The sequence below is a fragment of the Methyloprofundus sedimenti genome, assembly GCF_002072955.1.
Taxonomy (GTDB): Bacteria; Pseudomonadota; Gammaproteobacteria; order Methylococcales; family Methylomonadaceae; genus Methyloprofundus; species Methyloprofundus sedimenti.
Map to the genome: position 1 here is coordinate 2,283,859 of NZ_LPUF01000001.1, position 23,260 is coordinate 2,307,118.

A 23,260-nucleotide genomic window follows, 5' to 3' on the forward strand; every position below is an offset into this window, starting at 1 on the left:
GGAATAGAGCAGGGTAGCGGCGTTTTTCAAGCCGCTTTTCTCATTATATTTTCTAGGGTTTTAGAGGGTTAATAGCTAGTCGTGTTGAGTGTCAGTGTTTTAATTTTGTGCATTTAAGATTAATATCTTAGGCAGTTTATGGCAAAGTATATAATTTAATTTTTTATTTTATGCACATTAACCACTGGCATATTGTCTCTGCTTCATCTGGTTATTTTCTGGCTATGAACTATTATTTTCATAATCTCGTATACGCTAAATAAGGATATAACAAACATGTCAAAAAAGAGAATATTAATTGTTGGTGGTGTTGCAGGAGGCGCTACTTGCGCTGCCAGGATACGCAGATTAAATGAAGCGTGTGAGATTATCATTTTTGAAATGGGCTCTTATGTCTCATTCGCTAATTGTGGTTTGCCTTATTTTATCGGTGATGTCATAGTCGAAGAAGACGCATTACTGGTTGCGACCCCCGCTTTATTTGAAAATCGATTTAATATTCGTGTTTGCACTGATACTCAGGTTATGTCGATAGACAGGGAAAACCAGCGCATTAACGTGTGTGACTTAAAATCCGGTGAACAGCGCAATGAGCATTATGATGCACTGGTATTATCCACAGGTTCTCAATCGGTATGGCCTGATATAAAAGGTCTGGATTTACCGGGGGTGCATGTCTTAAGAACCATTCCTGATAGTCGAAAAATTCGTGCGCAATTAGATAATATAGAGCGTGCAGTTGTTATGGGTGCCGGATATCTAGGACTGGAATTGGCTGAAAACCTGACAAAAAGAGCAGTACAGGTCACAGTATTACAATCTTCTGATCAGGTCATGCCCAGTCTGGATAAAGAAATGGCAGCCTATGTCGCTAAGCATTTGCGACTACATGGGCTAGAACTAAAATTAAGCTGTCAGACTTCGGCTATCACACAGAATAGCGATCATTCATTACAGGTCTCACTAAGTTCTGGTGAACAATTAAATGTTGATGCAGTGATGATCTCTATTGGTGTCAAGCCTCGTGCTGAACTGGCCATACAGGCAGGCCTGGAGGTGGGTAGCCATGGAGGCATTCGCGTAAATGAATATCTGCAAACCAGCGATCCTAATATCTGGGCTGTTGGCGATGTGGTTGAAGTGAAGAATGTGATCACCAATGAATGGCAGTTGTTTCCTTTGGCAGGACCGGCCAATAAACAGGGAAGGCTGGCTGCTACAGATATTGTTAGAAAAAAGCTAGACACTATTCAAGCGGTACCTTACAGAGGAGTTCTAGGTACCACAGTCTGCGGTCTTTTTGGTTTAACCGTCGCTACGACAGGGGTTAATGAAAAAACACTGAAACAATGTCCCGGCATTGAGTATGAAAAAGTCTATTTACATCCCAGTAATCACGTTGGATATTATCCAGGTGCTAAACCGATTCATATTAAAATGCTTTATGACGTACGCAACGGCAAGATTCTTGGCGCACAAGCGCTGGGTGAATCAGGTGTGGCAAGGAGAATTGATGTGCTGGCATCTTTTATACAGATGGGCGGTACAGTTTTTGATCTGGAAGAAGCCGAGCTGTGCTACGCGCCGCAATTCGGCGCTACCAAAGATCCGGTAAATCTGGCAGGAATGATTGCTGCAAATCATTTACGTGGCAATCACCCGCTGGCTAAATGGGAAGATCTGGCAGATACGCATACTCAAGTTACTGACGAGCAGGATGATGTTGATCAAATGCTGGCATTTATTATGGATGATCCATATTCACAGGCTCAAATTATTGACGTGCGTACAGTTACCGAGTTTGCAGGGAAACATATTCCGCAAGCCATCAACATTCCACTGGATTCATTACGCGACCGTTTGCATGAATTATCACAGGAGCGTGAAATCTGGGTTGTCTGTGGTGTCGGACAACGAGCCTATAACGCAACACGCATTTTGCAACAGCATGGCTTTCGCGTACGTAATCTTTCCGGTGGCATGCAAACATATGCAAGCTACGAGGAATAGCGTTACACTTGCACTTAAACACTATCAAGAGTAATGAATATGTCTAAAACACAAGAATTTAGCCATTTTATAATTAAGCATCAGTTGCAGCGACGCATTAGAATTATTGTGCCAAGTCTTTTTCGGGATAAGGAACGTGCGACTATTTTGCAGATTGTGTTGTTAAAAAGAGCAGCGATTGAAGAAGTAAGTTGTGTCTGGCAAATTAATTCCCTCACTATTTATTTTGATCCTGAACAACTACCTAAAGAAAACTTGTTCAAACTATTAGAGACTGTGCTGGCCAATTTTTCTAAAAAACCGCATGCCAGCATCAGTAAATTTTCCGCACACCATAAACACCCCGACGGCCCTAAACAGGATGTCGTGTTTGGTATAGGCGGCATGAGCTGTGCTTCCTGTGCCTTATTTCTGGAAATGGTACTCTCCAGAAACCTTAATAACCAGCATGTCAGCATCAATTATATTTCCGAAACAGGTAATGTCAGCGGTTATTTGACCAAGGAGGAAATATTTAAAATAGTTCATGATAGTGGCTATCAGGCATACTCAATCGATACTCTGGCAGAAAGAAAATTATTACTCAAATTCAGTCACAATCACTTACTCAGCACTAAAAAACGCTTGCTGATCATTACACTACTGGATGTGCCCGTTTTGCTTGCCAGTTTATTTTTTAAAACCAGTAAACGGATGCGATTGATACAGGCACTGTTCAGTTTTCCGGTGGTATTTTTAGGCGGTGGCGGGGAAATCTTTAAAAAATCCTGGATTCAGGCAAAACAGGGAACCTTGAATATGGATACGCTGGTTGCCATAGGGGCGGGTTCGGCTTATATGGTCAGTATTCCTGCATTATTCAATGTACGAAAACACGCTTATTTTGAAGCAGCTACTGCAATTATCGGATTTGTCCAGGTGGGTCGATATCTGGAGGAATTGGCTAAAAGTAAAATGGTTCATGATGTTGAAGAGCTGGTTAATATGCAGCCGCAAAATGCAACGCTATTAGAAGGTAGAATTGAAAGCATTATAAGCATAGATAAAATAGCGATAGATAATGTGCTTTTAATCCGCCCAGGCGAGAGAATTCCTGTTGATGGTATCGTGTTGAGCGGGCTTTCCAGTGTCGATGAGTCAATGGTTACAGGCGCTAATGCGCCCTGCATAAAAGAAAAAGGACACAAACTGTTTGATGGCAGTATTAATGGCAGTGGTGTATTGCGCATGCAAGCAACTGCAATTGGTAAAGATACTGTACTAGCAGGCCTTGTGCATATGATTGATCAAACCCAGAGTTCGAAATTACAAATTCAGAAAACGGTCGATATTATATCCTCGCATTTAACACCCGCGATTATGTTTTTATCTGTGCTCACATTTGGAGGCTGGGTGATCAGGGGCGAAGCTGTTGCACATGCCTTTGCCAATGCAATTTCTGTGTTGCTAATTTCTTGCCCCTGCGCTTTAGGTTTGGCGACTCCTGCAGCGACCAGTGTCAGTTCAGGACAGGCTGCGAAGCGCAAAATCTATATACGCAATGGCAATGCATTGGAACAAATGGCCGTAATAGATACCATTATTTTTGATAAAACCGGCACGCTAACAGAAGGTCATGCCAAAGTCGTTGGCTATTTGAATATTTCAGATTTGCAGGACGATTATCTGTTGCAGCTTGCTGCTTCTGTGGAATTTAATTCAGAACATTTGTTGGGCAAAGCCGTGGTTGAGTATGTAAGAAGTTTGGATCTGCCATTATTTCAAGCGACTAAATTTCATTCTATTCCAGATCAGGGGGTACGCGCGGAAGTCAATGGACATGGTATTATGCTGGGTAATGAAAGCTGGCTGCAACAACAGAAAATTGATATGTCGGTTGTCCAAGACACCGCCGCAAATTGGGCTAAACAGGGAAACAACCTGATTTATCTGGTTGTCGATAATAAACTTGCGGCATTGCTATCATTAACTGACCAAATAAGAAAAGGTGCCAGACAGTTGATGATTGATTTACATAAGCAAGGTATTGAAACGCTGATGCTTACAGGGGACACCAAAGCTTCGGCACAAGTTGTAGCGGATTTGGCTGGAATTGAATCAGTGACTGCCAATGCGAGCCCGGCCAGAAAAATTCAGTTTATTAGGGATCTACAGACACGGGGTAGAGTGGTGGCCATGGTCGGTGATGGCATTAATGATGCTCCCGCTCTTGCGGCAGCAAATGTTAGTCTGGTGGTTGGAAATGCTACCGGGATAGCGATTGAAACTGCTGATTATATTCTGGTTGATAGTGATATAAGTAAAGTGGCTGAAGTACTGGATCTCAGTAAGCAGACATTAACGGTGGTTCAGCAAAATCTGTTTTGGGCATTTGCTTACAATGCGATAGCAATACCCGTCGCCATGACCGGTAAATTAAGCCCGATGATTTCATCAGCGGCGATGGCCTTAAGTTCAGTGTCTGTTATTGCCAATTCACTGCGGTTGAATAAAAAATAAACATAAAGGCAATGTCATTAAATTTAATCCAGAAAGGGTGATTTATGCCCTGAATTCACTTGATTAAGTAGCTATCGCACATGTTACGGTATTGATATTGAGTAAATTATAGGTAGTGCCAATTAAACTTCCCATAGTTCGTATGGAATATCAAGGATTAAACTATGAATTTTTTCGGTTGGGTTGGCCAAAGCTGTATTGCGTCGTTCCTTTACATCATTGACTTCACTTGTTTTCTGACGCAGACACTTGCCGTATGGCAGCCTCACCGTAATGTTTTTAACAGGGCGGTCTATTCCAATTTGCTCGGCCAGCTCATTTATACAGGAATTGATGCAATTGCGATGATTTCATTTCTGGCTGTGCTGGTTGGAATTGGAGCAACTTCTCAACTAATTTATATCATGCAGGCCATAACCGGTGCCGGTGATTTGACTGAAATTCTTGCCAGACTTGTGGTCAGTGAGCTTGGTCCGCTGATTACCGGAGTCATTCTCGTTGGCCGATCGTGTTCAGCTATTGCTGTTGATTTGGGAAATACCAAAGTCCGTGGCGAAATTGAACCACTGGAGTTTCTAGGTATTGATGTAGCTGATTATTTTGTTGTTCCCAGAATAATTTGTATGATGATTAGTCAAGTAACACTAGCCCTGTACTTTTCAATTTTGATGGTATTAAGTGGGGTATTTTTTAGTGCATTTATCTATCATTTTTCAGCACAGGAATCATTGTTGCAATTGCTAAATAAAATGACTGTCAATGTAGTCATGATTTTTATGCTTAAAAACCTTATTTTTGGTTTGGTAATTGGCGCTCTGGCTTGTTTTCATGGGCTTTTAGTAGAAAATTCTCCGACTCAGGTACCGCAACAGATGCAAAAGGCTGTGGTGAGAAGTCTGGTATTTTTATTCCTGGCAGATGGCTATTTTTTACTCGTCACCTTATGACTGCTGTTACTATTACAGATACCATCAAGGCATATGCAGCTACTCCAGATCCGGGAGATAGTAGTTTGATGTTTCCTTCTTTAGACTGTCGGATACACTCTAATAGTCTGACCTGTCTGGTAGGGCCCCATCGCTTCCAGTTGAGAGCCTATTTGGAAATGTTAGCCGGCATCAGTAAACCAAAACAGGGCGAGGTAAAGGTTTTTGGACATATGATCTCAGAGCTTGATAAAGCAGCCTGGCGGAATCTCCGATCGCAAATAGGCTATCTTTCCGGAGCCTCCCCTTTGTTGTCAGTACAGCACGGATTGATGAATGTGATGTTACCGCTGCTTTATCATCGTCATCTTTCATTCCGCGAGACGGCTGATAAAGCGAGAGCTTTAATGACTGAATTAAACTGTGATTTTGAGCCGACAACGTTTCCGGCACTGTTAAACAGTTTTCAGCGATCACAGCTCGCCCTGGCGCGTGCCTTAATTCTTGATCCTTCCTTACTAATTCTGGATGTCCCATTTCATGACCTCGGAGCGAAGCAGCGAGAGCAAATGGGTAGTTTACTGGGAAAATATAAACACCATCGTGCCGTATGCATGATTGGTGGACTTCAATATGCTCACTTTCTGGAGCAGCATGCGAACCAGATTATTTTTATTTCCGAGCATAAAATAATAAATTTCAGTAGTTGGCAGGCATTTATGCAAACTGAAGACCAGGAAGTTAAGGACTTGATGAATGTTTTTCAGAGTACACCATGGGGCTTAAATGAAAACTGATCCAGCAAGAAAAACCGGACCTTATATGCATAAGGTTACTTACAATTACCGTGAGCGGATTGTAGGCTTTTTTGTTATTTCTGCTTTTGTATTGTTCTCGCTACTTATCATCATCAGTGGTAGAAACCAGCATTTTTTTGAAAAACAAGTGACTTATTATATGGATGTTACCAGTACCGAAGGAATTAGCCAGGGGAGTGTTGTCAAGGCATTAGGAAATGAAGTAGGAACAGTAACAGCCATGAATCTCAGAGAAAACAGTAAAATTCGGGTTACGATTGAAGTTTATGCAGGAAGCCAGGCTTTTATTAGAACCGGAGCAAAGGTAATAGTTAACAGGTTAACCAATATTAGCGAAGCATTAATTGAAATAAAGTCTGATTCGATAAATGCACCCGTGTTAGCGGAAGGAAGTGTTATACCCGTAGATGAGACCCCATCATTAAATGATTTGTTACTGGGTGTTGCACATATTATTCAGGCAGCAGACAGGCATGACCTATTAAACAAGCTAGAAACTCTATTACCAAAACTGGAAGTAACCATAGAAAATGCACATAAAATTATCGCACAAATAGCGACTGGGCATGGAGTTCTCGGGGCGGCCGTTTTCGACAAACAGGTGGAAAAAGAGTTAAAGGTTGTTGTTACCTCAGGTGCAGAAATTTTGCAGGAAGCTAAAGGCACTGTCGGTCTAGCTAAACAGAGACTGATTCAAATGGAACCTTTGTTAAATGATGCTCAATATATAAGCCAGGATATACGTATTGCCTCACAAAATATTCCAGCGATGGTTAAAAATCTGAACGAAATCATTGAAAAAACTAACACCGCTATAACGCTGATCAACAGCGAATTAGAACATATTCCGGGCACAATTATTGATACTAGAAGAACTTTAAGCAAAACTGATCACTTAATAGATAGCGTTCAAAGTACATGGCCCTTGTCGAATGATATTGATAAAAATAAACTTAATCTGCTGATTCCAGTACACCCTCTACCATGATAAGGACATATATCAAGGCATGTTTGCTAATCTTTTCTTTCATGCTTTCAGCTTGTGGCGGTAATACTGTTACCAAATCGCCAGTCATACTGGATGCAGAAAGTGATATGAATAATGGTTTGCAAGCATTTGCGGATGCTGACTGGAGCAGTGCTCAAAGTTTTTTTAGCAGGGCATTGTCACTATACGAAGGAATAGACAGTCAAAAGGGTATTCTATATAGTCATATTAATCTGGCTGAAGTGGGGTTATCTGTTGGTAACTATCAGGCAACTCAGTTACATCTGGAGCGTGCCGGCATAATTGCAAAAAATGTCGAATTCCAGGATTATCAACCACGTATTACCCTGCTATTAGCGCAAAGTATACTTCAACAACAAGACTATGTTCAGGCTGAAAAAATATTGCAAGCGTTGCTTCCAGAGTTCAATGAACTGATACCCGTCAATACACCTGACACAATACAGTTGACTGCTATTGCAAGCCGAACCAGAATTGCATTTGCGCAGCAACAGGACGAGTCAAAATGGACTCAACGCTATGCTCAAGCATTGACCAAATCGGATAGCAATTCTGTTGCTCTAGAAAGCCGTTTGCTGCGTTTTCAGGCTGAACTACTGCGGAGGGAACAGCATTTTAGAGACGCTGAATCTCATTTGCAGCGTGCGCTTACCGGGTATAAAGCGATTTCTTCACGTGCGGATATCGCAGCGACACTTGCAGAGTTAGGATGTCTTTCGGCCCAGGGTCATTGGCAGGATGCGCAGGGATATTTTATTCGATCCAATAAGGTATTTAGTTATATTGGAGATATTGACGCTATTATCAATAATACAAAACTCCTGATTAGAGTGGAGTTGCAATTGGGAAATCTTGAGCGCTGTAACTCATTAACAAAGCGGCTGACAGAAATACAAAAAGAACATCTGCAAGAAGTGGAGAAATAGCCCGAATCCAGAAGAGTGTGCGGGCTGAACAAGGTCGACACTTCCAGTAAAAAATTACCAGCTATATGCATTAATTTGGCTCCGTTTCCCTGATTTTCAGCGAGGGAAGCCTCTATTTAAATGCGCTGGAAAATTGAACTGGATTTTTTTACCCATTAAAATTCATAACAGAGTCGCATACCAGACAGGATCATTCATCTGACTGCCACCGTATTCGCCACGATAATTTTTGCGATCATTTGTTCGACACCGTCCAATTCATCACTGAACACATCGGTCCGATAGGCCGTGCCAGCAGTATTCACTTCGGAATTCAGCATCGGCTCGCCAGGCTCGCTGGTATTAACCCGGGTCAGAGTCGAAAGACCGGGCAGCAGTGGATTTTGCCGGAGCTCTTCGGCATCAATTGCGATACGTATGGGAACCCGCTCGGTAATATGGATAAAATTGCCGTTTGCGTTGTTGGTCGGCAATAAGGCGAAACTGCTACCGGTACCCGGATTTATCCCGATCACCCGTCCGTGATAAAGCATAGCCTTACCATATGCATCAACCCTGATTTCGGCGCTCTGTCCCGGTCTGATGGCGGCCAACTTGGTTTCCAAAAAGTTGGCCTCGACCCAGACATCGTACATCGGCACAATGACCATAAGCTGCGCTCCTGCCTCGACCAGATTGCCAACCTGGGCTTTACGCTTGGCCACAAAACCCGATATCGGTGCCACCACATTACGCCGATGATAAGCCAGAAAAGCCCGGCGTAACTTGCTCTTGGCTTTTTCCACTGCTGGATGATGCGCTACGCTCTGACCTAATATTTGTGCTTCGATACCAGACTTCTCAGCCTTGATAGCAGCAATGGATGCTTCCAAAGCGCGCACCTGGTCCCGCGCATTCTGCACCTGTTGTTCCGATACCGCACCTTCACGCACTGCCAGATCAAACCGGCGCAGATCATGCTGGACTTTGGTAAATTCCGCTTTACGTGCTTCCATCCGTTGTTGCAGAGTATCGATACGAGTTTTCAAGGTGACGATGTCGCGCAGCGTTTCAGCTAATTCGGCCTGTGCCTGTTGCAGATCTATCTGCGCCCGGGCACCATCTAGCTTAACCAGTACTTGGCCCGCTTGCACATATTGGGTATTTTCCGCCAGAATTTCAACAACAGTACCATCGGTCTGCGCTTTCAAACTAATCAGATGGCCGGTGATAAATGCGTCATCGGTGGTCTCCCAATCTCGATTGAGATACCACCAACGTACGAAATAGGCCATGCTGGCCAGTAGTATGATGGCTGTTACCATAATTAATCGGCGTCTGCGTTGCCTGATAATGGCTTTTGGTCGAATCAATTTTTGCATGGTTTGTCGCACACCTTCTCGTTGTTGTTAAAACCTCCTCCCAACGCTCTGATTACCTGTACCGCTGCTTTTAAATACTCTCCCTGCAAAGCGCTAAGAAATAGCCGTTGTTGATAATCTGCGACCTGCATCTGTAGTAATTCATTCTGATCGGTGAGTCCCTGCTTGACTTTGACCTCAGCAATCTGAAGTTTTTTCAGCATTGCTGCAAGTGTCTGTTGCTGCTCAGTCAGTCGGACATCAATGTCTTGCCAGCGGGCCAGCGTATCGGCCACGTCTTTAACGGCATGCAGTAATTGGCTGTTATATTTATATGTCGCTTCGTCATAAGCAGCTTCCTGGTAATCGAGGTTGGCGCGCAATCGCCCCCCCTCGAAAATCGGAAAAGTGACGGAGGGCCCCACCGCATAAGCTAAGCTGGATCCCTCCAACAATATGTCGGTCATGCTGACGCTATGCAGACCGACAAAAGAAACCAAATTGACATCCGGGTAAAATTCGGTCTCAGCTACCTTGATTTCCTGCGCAGCCGCCTCCACATACAACCGTGCTGCCTGAAGATCGGGCCGATGCGCCAACAGGTGCAGTGGCAGATCGCTTGGCAGGGGTAATTTTTCCGGTAATATGGTAGGGCTAGCCACGATATCTCGCCCCCAATCGGGCCCCTTGCCGGCCAGCGCGGCTAAAATATTTTGTTGCAACGCAATTTGAGTTTGCAACGCGGAAACTTGTTGTTGAACGTTATGCAATTCAACTTCGGCGCTGAGTAATGGATCATTTGCAATTAAACCGGAAGCGAACAAGACCTGATTCAGCCGTAATAACCGTTGGTGACAGACGAGAATCTGCTCCTCAAATTTTAATGTTTCGCTGGTTATGGCCAAGTCAAAATAAGCCTGAGCAACAGCCGCTGACAGTAACAAGCGGGCGTCAACCTGCTCCATTGCAGCGGCCATCGATCTACCAATAGCGGCTTGTAGCGCTGCTTTGTCTTTCCCCCACAGATCTAGGTGATAGCGTAATACCAAAGGATTGATCAATAATTGGCGAAAATCATCGCCAGCCAGTTTGGCTTGCACACCGTTGGCTGAAAAGCGCTGAAACCTAAAACTAACATTGGCACGCACGGTTGGATACTGTTCGGCTGCCTGTGCGTCGACAAGTGACTGTGATTGTTGCAAACGGGACGCAACTTCCTTAAGCTGTGGACTATCGCTCACGGCGGTCTCAATTAAATCGGATAATTTTGGCATTGCAAAGACCGTCCACCAGTCCTTCGCCGGCCATTGATCGTTGCCAGGCAGATTTTGTCGAGCCGGTGTCAGCGTTTTGTCCAGTTCCGGTAACGTCATCATTTCAGCCCGTTCGTCCGCTTCAGGAAACAGTGCGCAAGAAGTCAACATGAGCAGCAGCAACACATTGATTAAGTGCAATACATAATGCCATGGCTGTGTATCGCTCATACTTCCCTCACCATCAAACCCATGACTCGACGTCGTATAGCCTGCGCCAGGGTTCGTTTGCTCGATTCCCATGTCGGATTAGCAAACCAGACCAAAATAGCCAAACCAAGAAAGATGCAAGCCGCCAGCCAATAAGCGTCATTTAATGCTAGAATCGTAGCCTGTTGATTCGCCATCCCACCCAATTTGGTGAAAGCTTCAGCATCGGACAAACCGGCACCGTTCAATTTGGTTATAATCTGGCTGAAAGAGTGGTCGTGCGGCGTTTGCATTTCGGCGAACCGGTTCAGATGCAACGGGGTGCGCTGATAAAGCACAATACCTTGCAGGGTAATGCCGAATGCGCCACCGGCAATACGTACCAGGCTCGCCAGCTCAACCGCCCGCCACTGTCGTTGTGGAGGCAACCCATGCAGCAGCAATGCAGTTAGGGGCGTAAAAAAACTGCCCAGACAGATACCTTCCAATAATTTGGGCCAAAATAATTGTGCATAAGCATCCTGGTGATCGAAACGACTCAACCAGAAATAGGTCACGGCAAAGCCGAGCAGATTTAATGAAGCCAGCAGGCGGGCATCGTAGCGCTTGACGATCTCGTGAAATACGCCGGCTACAGGCTTGGCGAAAATAGCCATCGGCAAAAACACCAGTCCCGCCAGAAAGGATGAATAGCCCAGCGTCAACTGCAGTTGCACAATCAACATCGACAACAAGCCTTGAAAACAGAGAAAACCTAAAAATAAACTCAAGACGCCGATGGTGAAATTACGGTAGGCAAATAAACTAATATCCAGAAATGGTTCGCGCGTGCCCAATTCCCATATCACCCAATAAATCAGAGTAATCAGAGTAAGGGCTAGCAACGTCATCAAATAGGTGGAATTACCCCAGTCCTTATCGTTACCCTGATTAAGCAAAGTTTGCAGACTGCCTAACATCAGAGCCAACAACAGGAAACCCGGCATATCGAAGCGACGGCGAATTTTACGTGCACCACGTTTATATAACAGCGCACCAACCATGCCGGCAATGGCTAAAGCGACGGGGATATTGAATAGAAATAGCCAGCGCCAGCCTAAGATGTCGGCAATCCAGCCGCCGCATGGCGGACCCAAGGTGAATGGGGTCAGCGTAAACAAACTCCAGACACCGATCCCCACTGATTTACGTCGATCCGGGTACTCTTTCAAAATCATGGATTGCCCCAAAGGTAGTGTCAGTCCCCCGGAAAAACCCAAAACTATACGCGCCGCTAAAAATCCATACAATGAACTGCAATAGGCGCAAGCCACCGAAGCTGCGGCAAAAATAACAAATGCCCAGATGAAAGGCCGGTATTCTCCGATGCGTCGTGAAAACCAGATTCCCACCGGAAACGACAATGCCAGGCCGATCATGTAATCGGTTTGCGTCCAGGTCGCAAAACTAGGCGGTATGTCTAGACCTCCGGCAATGCGCGGCAACATTGCGATGTAGGCTCCGGCATTGAATAAAACTAAGGCATGCCCGAGGCCCAGACAAATATTGAACAATACGAAACGCCAACCGCGCAGTCGCTTGTTATAACCTATCATCATTCAGCAAATCGGGTAGTATCGAACCAGAACATAGCGGCGAACCATTAGGGCGTGCCCAACAAACCTTGTAGTTTTGATATTCAATTGTATCGTTGTCTTTATATAGCCCCTGACACGTAACAAAGGTCCGCATTTCATCTATATAGTCACTTGGATCTGTGTGTTTCATGAAGATACCGTATTATGCTTACCCTGTAAGCCTAGCTCTTGAAAATACTGCATCAGCATTTGCATTCCCATTTCGCTGACCTTAGCCTTAAATTTTACTCCCTGGTAAGCCAATAAAGCTTGCGCCGTGGTTTCATAAAGCCGGGTTGACTGACTGTTTCGCGCAACCACTTTTCCTGTATCGGCATCAATTAATTTGACTAATAATTGCAAGGCAATTTGTCCCTCAAAAATTTTGTAATGGCCAATACCTATTTCAAGTACCGCATCGACAGAACTAGCCTGCAATTGGTTTATATCAATGGCGGAATCATTCTTTTCGTACCATTGCTGGATGGCCTCCCGCCAACTATCGAGATAGGGGCTACTACGATCATCGCTGGACAACGGTAAATTAACCGTGGCAGGGTACTCCGGTGTTTTGATGTGCATTGCGTTCAGTTGTGTTATGGCCTGGTCCGACACGGCCAGAGTTGGCATCCAATCACCCGTCTTATAGAAAGCTTGTCGGCATTGGTCATTAGCCTGTGCATTCGTGACTTGCGTATAACTCACTACCGTCACGCTATCACCTTCACCGACCAGGCCGGTAATCAGAATTCCACCCGGATTACGATATATTTTTTGTTGTTTTTCCATCGGCAATGTGATGTCTTCGTATTCTTGGTACACTGGCATCCGAGTTGTAAGCAAATCCGGTGTCACTTCGAGAGGCGGTGCTTCTACTGCCACGACCAGAATTGATCTTATTTCAGCGATAGCTGGCTTAGGATCTTGTTGTAGCGCACCGGTGGACTGACATCCGATCAGCGCAGACAATATTGACAGCCAGATTAGACAATTCTTAACGTGCGTCCGGCTGGGTAGCATAAATTGATTAAACATTGTAAAAACCTCCCCATTAAGTGATGGGAAACTCCGAATTAATCAGCGTTTTCCCCTAATACAGCCGCCACCTGGCGCAAGATATTCGTGCGGGTCGGCCGGCATGCTGTACTGACTAATGGTCTGAATCAACGACCAATCGTCTTGAAAATATACTATATACCCAGCATCTTATATAAGACAAACGATTTTTATTGGACTTTAATATCGGAAAAGGCGATACTAAAAAAACTATGGATATTGAACAAATCAGAACTTTTTTAAGCGTCGCTGCAAATGGTAGCTTTCAAGAAGCGGCCAATCGGCTATATGTCACGCAGTCGACAGTGAGTACCCGTATTCAGCGCTTAGAGTCTTATTTACGCGTCCGCCTGTTTGTGCGCAATCGATCGGGAGCACATCTGACGCAGCAGGGACAACGATTTTTGCGCCATGCGAAATCCCTGTTGCTGACATTGGAACAGGCACGTCATGATATCGGTCTGCCCAGCCGGTTTCGAGCCAGCATAACCGTAGGTGCGCGCATCGCCTTGTGGGAAGAATTACTGCCACACTGGATCGGTGAAATACGCCAACAGTCGCCGGATGTTTCCATCCGGTGCGATATTGGTTTTGAGGAGGATTTAATGCGCAGATTGATCGAAGGCAACATCGACATCGGGCTGATGTACACGCCGCAACACAGCCCCGGACTTAAGATCGAGCATTTGTTTGATGAAATGCTGGTACTGGTCACCACCACACCAGACATTCCCTGGCCGGACGATAATTATATCTATGTGGATTGGGGGCCGGCATTTTATGCACAACACAGCAGCAGCTATCCCAACCTGGAACGCTCCGCGCAAGTGGTCAACATAGGTTGGCTGGGGATCCAATTGATAAGGAATAATGGCGGCTCATGTTTTCTACCGATACGCATGGCCGAGCCGTTTATTCGCAATAAATCGCTTTATACGGTCCCCGACAGCCCGCAATTCAGATTGCCGGCCTATATGGTTTTTCCTCAGGATCGAGATTGCATGGTGCTACAACAATTACTTGATGAGCTACGTACTCTGGCAGCGACGGAACGCAATAAAAGCTACGAGTCCATTACCGGATAAATCAGCACGGCATATATTAGACAAGGCCATTAGCAGGATATAGGAAAGAACTAGGAATTTGATATCGGTATATAAAAGTGATATCCCTCGCCTCATAGAAATCGAACAGGAAACGAAGAAGCTTTAGCGGAAGAGTGGTGTTCGCCACTCCCTTCACTGCGTGATCGTAAGGCCGGATCTTTTGTCGAAGTCTGAGCAATAGCGTGGGTGGAGCAAAAATACACGGCATTCCGACACGGCGTTAAATCATTTATGGTAGGAATGCGAAGCCAGTACCGAGCTTACGATGGTACCAACGCAGATAGACCCCACGCAATTTTTCGCTACGTAGGCGAGACGCGGGACCACTTTGTAGCAATGAGAGCTAAACCGCAGCATTACCCGGCGTTCCAGGATGAGTCCTGCTAACTATTATCCAACTTCTCAAAGAAGCCAAGGCGATAGCAATTCATATCAATGATTAATTATTTTTTATAGAGCTAAGGCTCTATATCAGCAACAACTTTAAGCACAGCATCAATCAGCTGGTTAAGTTCTGTACTTGAGATAATAAAAGGCGGCATTAGGTAAATAAGTTTATTGAAGGGTCGCACCCAGACACCGGCATCAACAAATTTAGGCTGTAAAGTCTTTAAGTCTACTGGATGATGCAGTTCAATAACACCGATAGCACCTAAAACACGCACGTCCTTTACATGTGCGTAGTGCGCGCAAGCTTGCAGACCAGTCGCTAATGTTTGCTCTATAGTGCGAACTGTTTGTTGCCAGGGTGAATTCAGTAACAGCTTTAAACTTGCCAGGGCAGTGGCACAGGCAAGTGGGTTAGCCATAAAAGTCGGACCATGCATAAATAAGCCAGGCTCACCCAGGCGAATGGTATCTGCGATTTCCTGAGTTGCCAAAGTGGCTGCCAACGTCATATAACCGCCGGTCAAGGCTTTGCCCAGGCAGAGTATATCCGGTGCTATTTCTGCATGTTCACAGGCAAATAACTTGCCGGTACGACCAAACCCTGTCGCAATTTCATCTACAATCAACAGTACGTCATATTGGGTACATAGTTCTCGCACTTGCTGTAGATATTCGGGAGAATAAAAACGCATTCCACCTGCGCCTTGAACAATAGGTTCAAGAATAATGGCAGCGATTTGCGCATGATTTTCTTTTAGCTGATTTTCAAGTGGCGCAATATCCTCAGGTGTACATGGCTGGGTAAAGGTACAGTTGGGTGCAGCGGCAAAAAGCTGCTTAATTAGAGTATTGGCAAATAAGCTATGCATCCCATTAACTGGGTCGCTAACCGACATGGCCCCGAAGGTATCACCGTGATAGCCATGGCGTATAGTGAGTAGCTTCGCTTTTTGAGACTGGTTTTTGGCATACCAGTACTGAATTGCCATTTTCATGGCTACTTCTATAGCAACTGAACCAGAATCAGCAAAGAAAACTGTTTGCAAGGGCTCAGGGGTGATTTTTACTAATTGTAATGCCAGATCAACAGCGGGCTGGTGCGTCAAGCCACCGAACATAATATGAGCCATATCATGTAATTGTGTGCTAATCGCCTGGTTTAAAACCGGGTGATTATAACCATGTATGGCACTCCACCAGGATGACATGCCATCGATCAAGACACGACCATCCATTAGCGTAATGCGTACACCTTGAGCTGATTTTACCGGGTAAATAGGTGTGTCGGCTTGTATGGCACTGTAAGGATGCCATACATGTTGCCGGTCTTGCTCTAAGAGAGCGTTTTGTGATTGCACGAGTTAAAGGGTGTCTCAGAGTAGTTGAGTAAGAGTCAGCGGTCTAAATATTTGCAACTTAGGATCAGGTTTGCCAGGCAGTGACTCTAACTGCTTTGCTCTACCCACCCATTTATTGGTTTAACCCATCTGTTTTTCACGGATTTCATCCAGTGTTTTACAATCTATACACTGATCTGCCGTAGGTCGAGCTTCTAAACGTCGTACTCCAATTTCTATACCACATGATTCGCAATAGCCGTAGTCGTCTGTGTCGATCATAGCTAAAGCATCATTGATTTTTTTAAGCAGTTTTCTTTCTCTATCTCGTGTTCTTAATTCAAGACTAAATTCAGACTCTTGTGATGCGCGATCATTTGGATCAGGATAATTTGCGGCATCGTCGCGCATATGGTCAACGGTACGATCCACTTCACGCATTAAGTCATTTTTCCAGTTGGTTAAAACTGCTCTAAAATGTGCTTTTTGCGCTTCATTCATATATTCTTCGCCTTTACTTTCTTCATATGGCTTAAAATTGAAAGGCGTACTTTCAGCTATCGTGCTGTTAGTCATCCACTAACTCCAGGTTTATTATAAAAAACTGCGCATTTTTATCAGGATAATAACAATTAAGCAAGAAATATTGCTATTATTTATCGATTAAATTTTTATTAAAAGAGGCTTATATGCAGGTAGCAAGCAGGATGGAGGCGATTACGCCTTTTTATGTCATGGAGTTATTAGCTCGAGCAAAACAGCTAGAAGCACAAGGGCGCGATATCATCCATATGGAAATAGGCGAACCTGACTTTACAACGCCTCAGCCGATCATTGATGCCGGGGTAGCTTATATCAAAGCAGGGCATGTAAAATATACTCCGGCTGCAGGTTTGCCTGAATTAAGGCAGAAAATTGCCGATTATTATTGGCAGCGTTACCGGGTTACTGTGCCGATACAACGTATATTTATCACCCCGGGTGCAACAGGTGCATTCCTGCTTGCTTTGGGCGTGAGTTTAAATTCGGGTGATGAGGTTTTATTATCTGACCCATGCTATCCCTGCAATGAGAATTTCATTCATCTATTTGATGCTAAAGTTAAGCATGTGCCGGTATATGCAGATACAGCGTATCAATTATCTGCAGATTTATTACAACAGCATTGGCAAGCGCTAACGCGTGCAATTTTAATTGCCTCGCCTTCGAATCCAACGGGCACTATTATTCAAGCAGCTGAATTAGAAAAATGTATTCATTTTGTTAATACCAGGCAAGGCTTGCTATATTCTGATGAAATATATCATGGACTGGAGTATGAACCGGGTGTTACCAGCGCACTGGCATTTAGTGACCAGGTGTTTGTTATTAATAGTTTTTCCAAATATTTTGGTATGACAGGCTGGCGGGTAGGGTGGTTAATCGTGCCTGAGGCATATAGCCCGGCAACAGAAAAATTAGCACAAAATATTTTTATTTCAACTTGCAGTCAATCACAATACGCAGCTTTGGCAGCTTTTGACGAGCAAACACTAGCAGAGTTAGAAAAGAGACGTCAGGACTTTTCCCTTAAAAGAGATTTTTTGTATGCACATTTATTACGCCTGGGGTTTAATATTCCGGTAAAACCTGCAGGCGCATTTTATATTTATGCTGATTGCAGTCAATTTAGCAATGATAGCCAGCAATTTGCACAGCAATTATTAGAAACTGAAGGGCTTGCTGTCACGCCAGGTAAAGATTTTGGCTATAATGAACATGAAAAGTACCTGCGTTTTGCATACACTGGCTCAATGGAAAATATTTCCGCGGGCATGCAACGCCTAGAGCGTTTTATATCATCCAAACAGACGAGTTAAAAAAATGGCTATAACACAAGTGTCGCCCATTAGTTTACAACAGCAGTTACTGGAAAATCCGCAGGCTTATGTGTTGCTCGATGTACGTGAGCCTTTCGAATACGCAATAGCAAATTTAGAAAATAGCATATTAATTCCGATGAATCAGGTTCCTGATCGTCTGGATGAGCTGGAAAAACAACAAGCCATCGTGGTCATCTGTCATCATGGTATACGCAGTGAGAATGTTGCATATTATCTTGATCAACAAGGATTTTCCCGGATTTTTAATTTAACCGGGGGCATAGATGCCTGGGCACGTTCCTGCGATGCTAAAATGGCTTTGTATTAAGCTGACGATTTATATTGGATAATATTCTTATTTCTGTCGGAGTTAAAAAGTAACAGCTTGAATTTTTACCCTCCGATTTCCAATAAACGACTTGCAGATTGTCTGCTCTGCTTGTGCAGTTTGCGTACCGGGCTATCAAATTATTGCTAATTAAGAATATAATACGCCACCATAAATTGCTAAATGCATTATCTACGCAAGTGAACAGAACAACACACTGAGTAAAAAATGAATATTAAAGACTATATGATCAGCCTGGGGCAGCAAGCAAAAGTTGCAGGCAGAGAGCTTAGCCGTGCTGATTCGGGTAAAAAAAATGCCGCATTGCTAGCGATTGCCGAACAACTGGCCAGTCAGGCAGATTATCTGGCCAAAGAAAACGCTAAAGATATACAGGCAGGAAAAGAAAAAGGCCTCGATCCAGCCCTTATAGACAGGCTGGAATTAACACCAGCCAGAATCCAGGCTATGATTGATGGCTTGCAAGAGGTTGCAGCTTTGCCTGATCCAATTGGCGCAATATCAAATTTGAATTATCGTCCTAGTGGCATTCAGGTTGGCCAAATGCGTGTTCCTTTAGGTGTTATCGGGATTATTTATGAATCACGACCAAATGTGACAGTTGATGCAGCGGCTTTATGTTTAAAATCAGGTAATGCCTGTATTTTACGCGGTGGCTCTGAATCAATTCATTCCAATCAGGCAATTGCCCGCTGTATTGAGCAGGGCCTTACTGTAGCTGGCTTACCAGTAGAGAGTGTCCAGGTAGTGGCAACCACCGATAGAGAAGCAGTTGGTGAACTGATTACCTTGTCTGCTTATGTCGATGTGATCGTACCGCGGGGTGGTAAAAGTCTTATTGCACGTATTTCTAAAGAGGCCACGATCCCGGTTATTAAGCATTTAGACGGCATTTGTCATGTTTATATTGATGCAACAGCTGATATTGAAAAAGCGATTAATATTGCTGTAAATGCTAAAACGCATCGTTATGGTGTCTGTAATGCCATGGAGACCCTGCTTGTCGCAGAATCCATTGCGATGCAGGTTTTGCCGGAATTAGCAAAAAAATACAAGACAGCCGGTGTAGAATTGCGTGGCTGCCTGAAAACCTGTTCTATTATGCCTGATTGTATTCGGGCAGCTGAAGAAGATTGGGCGACAGAATATTTGGCGCCGATATTGTCGATTAAAATCGTTGCTGATATTGATGAGGCAATGATGCATATCAGTGAATTTAGCTCGGGTCATACTGAATCAATTATCACCGAAAACTATACTTTAGCGCGTCGCTTTTTGCGTGAAGTTGATTCCAGCTCAGTAATGATTAATGCTTCAACTCGTTTTGCGGATGGTTTCGAATATGGACTGGGTGCTGAAATCGGTATCAGCACAGATAAGTTGCATGCACGTGGGCCAGTTGGCTTAGAGGGCTTAACCAGCCTAAAATATATTGTTCTTGGAGATGGGCATATCCGTCAGTAAATGATTGGTATTTACGGGGGTACTTTTAACCCGGTGCATTACGGGCATTTGCGCACTGCACTGGAAGTAAGCGAGATTTTTGCTCTGCATGAATTACGCTTATTACCCTGTGCCCAACCAGCTCACAGGACTGAGCCTGAAGTCAGTGCGGAAGCACGCGTACAGATGTTACAAATGGCGATCAAAGATTATCCGCAATTTAGCTGTGATACGCGCGAACTGGAACGGGCAGGACCTTCATATATGGTCGATACACTCGCGTCGATTCGTTCAGAGATTGATGATGATATGCCATTGCTGTTATTTATCGGAACAGATGCGTTTAATAGTCTGACTTCCTGGCATCGTTGGCAGGCTTTGTTTGATTACGCCCATATTGTGGTTATGACACGACCTGGTTATAAGCCAGACTCTCTGATAAATTTTTACCTGGATAGGCAAGTTGATGATAGACATTCGTTAAAATCATGTCCTAGTGGTAAAATCTATTTCCAGCAAGTGACGCAATTAGAAATTTCAGCATCGTTTATCCGAAAAGCCGTTGCTGAGCAAAAAAACATCAGTTTTTTATTGCCTGAGTCCGTCATTGAATATATACAGGCAAAGCGATTATATCGAGCCTGAACAGAATTAAACAAAGGAAAATGAATGCAAGCAGATGAATTATTAGCTATTGTAACCAATGAGCTAAATGAACGAAAAGCAGAAAATATCACGACTATTGACGTGATAGGTAAAACCAGTTTTACGGATTATATGGTAATCGCGACCGGCACTTCTGATCGACATATTAAAGCTTTAAGTAATTATGTCGCGATGGCATTAAAAGAAAAAGGTGTTAGTCCTCGAGGCGTGGAAGGCGCACAAGGTTCTGAATGGGTGCTAATGGATTTAGGCGATGTTATTGTGCATATAATGACTGCTCAAACAAGAGAGTTTTATCAATTGGAAAAGCTCTGGAGTGTTGAGAATCTGATGAATAATGAAGAGTTGAGCTATGATGAATAAATACCTGGTAACACTACTTTTAACTATATTTGCAAACACTGTTTTTGCTGAAATGCCTGATATTCAAGAAGGTTTATGGGAAGTCACTTCCGTAGCGAATATACCCGCAATGCCAATGAAAATGCCAGAAGTCACTATGGAGCGTTGCTTTACTAAACAAAACATGAATCCGGAAAATATTTTACAGCAAAACAATTGTCAGATAAATAAAATGGATATTCAGAATAATCAGGCAAAATGGAGCATGACCTGTGAACAGCAAGGCATGACCATGCAAGGCGCAGGAGATATTCAGTATCACAAAAATGATTTTTCCGGGACATTTGATATGACCATGTCGGGTGCACCAGAAGGTGATATGAGCATTCAAACACAAATAACAGGACGTTATATAGGTGTGTGCCCTGAGTAAATCAGGAAGCTATAAAACAACTGTAAGTCGTGGCAGTATTGTTTTGTTTACTTATAATGTTTTAAAACTATTTTTTAAATTTCCGAGAGTTCTTCATGATTTTAGGTAGTATAGTAGCGTTAGTCACCCCAATGTTTGATAACGGCGATGTGGATAAGCACAGCCTTAAAAAATTAGTAGAATTTCACATAGAGCAAGATACCGATGCTATTGTTGCAATGGGAACCACCGGTGAATCCGCTACGTTAAATGATCATGAACACATGGATGTAGTAAAAGCCGTCGTTGATTATGTTGCCGGGCGAATTCCTGTTATAGCTGGAACAGGTGCGAATTCGACCAGTGAAGCAATTACTTTAACCCGGGCGGCAAAACAGGTCGGCGCTGATGCCTGTTTACTAGTGACCCCTTATTATAATAAACCGACGCAGGAAGGACTCTATCTGCATTATAAAGCGATTGCAGAGGCCGTAGACATTCCACAGATTCTGTATAATGTTCCCGGTAGAACAGCATGCGATATGTTGCCTGAAACAATTGGTCGCCTGGCAAAAATTGATCATATTATTGGCGTTAAAGAAGCTACCGGTGATTTATCCCGTGTGTCTGCCATCCGCGATTTATGCGGTGATGATTTCGCATTATATACCGGCGATGATGCGAGTAGTTGTGAGTTTTGTCTGTTAGGCGGCAATGGTACGATTACAGTTTCCGGCAATGTCGCTCCGCGACTGGTGCACCAAATGGCTACCGCAGCGATAAATGGAGATCGTGAGACCGCAACAAGTATTGATGCCAGCTTGCGGGGTTTACATAAACAGCTGTTTATACAATCCAACCCCATTCCCGTTAAATGGGCTGTTGCTGAAATGGGCTTAATACACAAAGGAATACGTCTTCCTTTAACATGGCTGACTGAAGATTGTTTTGATATAGTCCGTTCGGCTATGCAACAAGCATCAGTCCTTTAATCCTGGCATAAATAATACGGCATGAAACTGATTAAACTTTTTATTATATTTACTTTTACATTTGTAGCAGCTTGCAGCCAGTTTTTTCCAGATAAAGAAAAAGACTACGTTAATAGTAAAGAAATTCCTCCACTACAAATTCCTCCCGGGATGCAAGCCGACAAACTAGCTGCTGAATCAGAAGCAGTGGTCGTACCGCTTACTTTAGGCAAATCCATTGAATACATCGACCAGGGTGAAAATAATACCTATTTACGTATTAATTCACCTTTTGCGCATGTCTGGCGCATAGTGGGTAAGGCATTAACAGAGCGAGCAATAGAAATTACCGATAAAAACCGCTCACTAGCAACCTATTATGTGCAGTATGACCCGGAAATCCAAATGGTTAGTGATGGAGGTTTTTGGGATGAATTTGTTTTTTTCTTCGGCAGCGATGCGAACCAGGAACTTCCTTATCAGGTTTTTTTAACAGAATCAGAGTTAGGCACTGATATATTTGTGCGTGATCAACTAGGAAATAATTTATCTCAAGGTGATGGTATAAAACTGTTGAATTTATTATTTGCAACCATCAAAGATGATTTTGATAACTAATTGCAACTGAGTATCCTCACAGGTTAATGGGGAATACCATTTGCGTTGCATGTATATAGAAATACAGAGCATTCCTGAATGGACTTCCCGTGAGGGAACAA

General features: G+C 43.8%; 21 protein-coding genes. 15 read left to right on the forward strand and 6 right to left on the reverse strand.

All coding sequences use genetic code 11. The annotated features are described in order from the left end of the window. The first annotated feature begins 276 nt into the window (after positions 1-276). From AU255_RS10155 to AU255_RS10180, 6 genes are all read left to right on the forward strand, one after another. Positions 277-2,010 carry an FAD-dependent oxidoreductase gene (locus tag AU255_RS10155; RefSeq protein WP_080522757.1) on the forward strand — a complete coding sequence of 578 codons (1,734 nt, stop codon included), beginning with the start codon at positions 277-279 and terminating at the stop codon, positions 2,008-2,010. 39 nt (positions 2,011-2,049) lie between these two features. Beyond that, positions 2,050-4,509, forward strand: coding sequence for a heavy metal translocating P-type ATPase (locus tag AU255_RS10160; protein ID WP_233144610.1), 2,460 nt, complete (start codon positions 2,050-2,052; stop codon positions 4,507-4,509). A gap of 164 nt (positions 4,510-4,673) precedes the next feature. Beyond that, the gene (locus tag AU255_RS10165) at positions 4,674-5,456 is read left to right on the forward strand and encodes an MlaE family ABC transporter permease (protein WP_080522759.1); all 783 of its coding nucleotides are present in this window, start codon (positions 4,674-4,676) and stop codon (positions 5,454-5,456) included. After that, the gene (locus AU255_RS10170; protein ID WP_080522760.1) at positions 5,453-6,232 is read left to right on the forward strand and encodes an ATP-binding cassette domain-containing protein; all 780 of its coding nucleotides are present in this window, start codon (positions 5,453-5,455) and stop codon (positions 6,230-6,232) included. The genes AU255_RS10165 and AU255_RS10170 overlap by 4 nt, the downstream gene beginning before the upstream one ends. Next, complete coding sequence (locus AU255_RS10175) at positions 6,222-7,241, forward strand: MlaD family protein (RefSeq protein WP_080522761.1); 1,020 nt, start codon at positions 6,222-6,224, stop codon at positions 7,239-7,241. The genes AU255_RS10170 and AU255_RS10175 overlap by 11 nt, the downstream gene beginning before the upstream one ends. Next, positions 7,238-8,188 (forward strand): hypothetical protein, encoded by a 951-nt coding sequence (locus tag AU255_RS10180; RefSeq protein ID WP_143735902.1) that lies wholly within the window; start codon positions 7,238-7,240, stop codon positions 8,186-8,188. The genes AU255_RS10175 and AU255_RS10180 overlap by 4 nt, the downstream gene beginning before the upstream one ends. Before the next feature lie 194 nt (positions 8,189-8,382). Here AU255_RS10180 and AU255_RS10185 read toward each other — a convergent pair whose 3' ends face one another. From AU255_RS10185 to AU255_RS10200, 4 genes are all read right to left on the reverse strand, one after another. After that, positions 8,383-9,549: an HlyD family efflux transporter periplasmic adaptor subunit gene (locus AU255_RS10185; RefSeq protein WP_080522763.1), complete on the reverse strand. Its 1,167-nt coding sequence runs from the start codon at positions 9,547-9,549 to the stop codon at positions 8,383-8,385. Next, complete coding sequence (locus AU255_RS10190; RefSeq protein ID WP_080522764.1) at positions 9,537-11,012, reverse strand: efflux transporter outer membrane subunit; 1,476 nt, start codon at positions 11,010-11,012, stop codon at positions 9,537-9,539. Before AU255_RS10190 ends, AU255_RS10185 begins: the two co-directional genes overlap by 13 nt. Continuing rightward, the gene (locus AU255_RS10195; protein WP_080522765.1) at positions 11,009-12,589 is read right to left on the reverse strand and encodes a DHA2 family efflux MFS transporter permease subunit; all 1,581 of its coding nucleotides are present in this window, start codon (positions 12,587-12,589) and stop codon (positions 11,009-11,011) included. Before AU255_RS10195 ends, AU255_RS10190 begins: the two co-directional genes overlap by 4 nt. A 165-nt stretch (positions 12,590-12,754) precedes the next feature. After that, complete coding sequence (locus AU255_RS10200; protein ID WP_080522766.1) at positions 12,755-13,642, reverse strand: hypothetical protein; 888 nt, start codon at positions 13,640-13,642, stop codon at positions 12,755-12,757. 233 nt (positions 13,643-13,875) lie between these two features. Between AU255_RS10200 and AU255_RS10205 the strand changes: the two genes are divergently transcribed. After that, a complete protein-coding gene (locus tag AU255_RS10205; protein ID WP_080522767.1) occupies positions 13,876-14,748 on the forward strand; it encodes a LysR family transcriptional regulator in 873 nt (290 codons plus the stop codon). Positions 14,749-15,227: 479 nt separating this feature from the next. Here the strand turns inward: AU255_RS10205 and bioA are convergent, their stop codons facing one another. Both bioA and dksA read right to left on the reverse strand, forming a co-directional pair. Continuing rightward, on the reverse strand, positions 15,228-16,517 hold the full coding sequence (gene bioA, locus AU255_RS10210; protein ID WP_080522768.1) for an adenosylmethionine--8-amino-7-oxononanoate transaminase: 1,290 nt from the start codon (positions 16,515-16,517) through the stop codon (positions 15,228-15,230). A gap of 120 nt (positions 16,518-16,637) precedes the next feature. Next, positions 16,638-17,072 (reverse strand): RNA polymerase-binding protein DksA, encoded by a 435-nt coding sequence (dksA, locus tag AU255_RS10215; RefSeq protein WP_080522769.1) that lies wholly within the window; start codon positions 17,070-17,072, stop codon positions 16,638-16,640. A gap of 113 nt (positions 17,073-17,185) precedes the next feature. Between dksA and AU255_RS10220 the strand changes: the two genes are divergently transcribed. The 8 genes from AU255_RS10220 to bamC all read left to right on the forward strand — a co-directional run bounded on the left by AU255_RS10220 (position 17,186) and on the right by bamC (position 23,159). Further along, entirely contained in the window at positions 17,186-18,355 is a 1,170-nt protein-coding gene (locus AU255_RS10220) for an aminotransferase class I/II-fold pyridoxal phosphate-dependent enzyme (RefSeq protein ID WP_080522770.1), read from the forward strand. Positions 18,356-18,359: 4 nt separating this feature from the next. After that, entirely contained in the window at positions 18,360-18,686 is a 327-nt protein-coding gene (locus tag AU255_RS10225; RefSeq protein ID WP_198942585.1) for a rhodanese-like domain-containing protein, read from the forward strand. 228 nt (positions 18,687-18,914) lie between these two features. Further along, positions 18,915-20,171: a glutamate-5-semialdehyde dehydrogenase gene (locus AU255_RS10230; RefSeq protein ID WP_080522771.1), complete on the forward strand. Its 1,257-nt coding sequence runs from the start codon at positions 18,915-18,917 to the stop codon at positions 20,169-20,171. Then, on the forward strand, positions 20,172-20,795 hold the full coding sequence (gene nadD / locus AU255_RS10235) for a nicotinate-nucleotide adenylyltransferase (RefSeq protein ID WP_080522772.1): 624 nt from the start codon (positions 20,172-20,174) through the stop codon (positions 20,793-20,795). Positions 20,796-20,819: 24 nt separating this feature from the next. Further along, positions 20,820-21,179, forward strand: a complete 360-nt coding sequence (rsfS, locus tag AU255_RS10240; protein ID WP_080522773.1) for a ribosome silencing factor — start codon at positions 20,820-20,822, stop codon at positions 21,177-21,179. Continuing rightward, positions 21,169-21,591 carry a DUF3617 domain-containing protein gene (locus tag AU255_RS10245; protein WP_080522774.1) on the forward strand — a complete coding sequence of 141 codons (423 nt, stop codon included), beginning with the start codon at positions 21,169-21,171 and terminating at the stop codon, positions 21,589-21,591. The genes rsfS and AU255_RS10245 overlap by 11 nt, the downstream gene beginning before the upstream one ends. 95 nt (positions 21,592-21,686) lie before the next feature. Next, positions 21,687-22,562, forward strand: coding sequence for a 4-hydroxy-tetrahydrodipicolinate synthase (gene dapA, locus AU255_RS10250; protein WP_080522775.1), 876 nt, complete (start codon positions 21,687-21,689; stop codon positions 22,560-22,562). Between the two features lie 21 nt (positions 22,563-22,583). Then, positions 22,584-23,159: an outer membrane protein assembly factor BamC gene (gene bamC / locus AU255_RS10255; protein ID WP_080522776.1), complete on the forward strand. Its 576-nt coding sequence runs from the start codon at positions 22,584-22,586 to the stop codon at positions 23,157-23,159. Positions 23,160-23,260 lie beyond the last annotated feature (101 nt).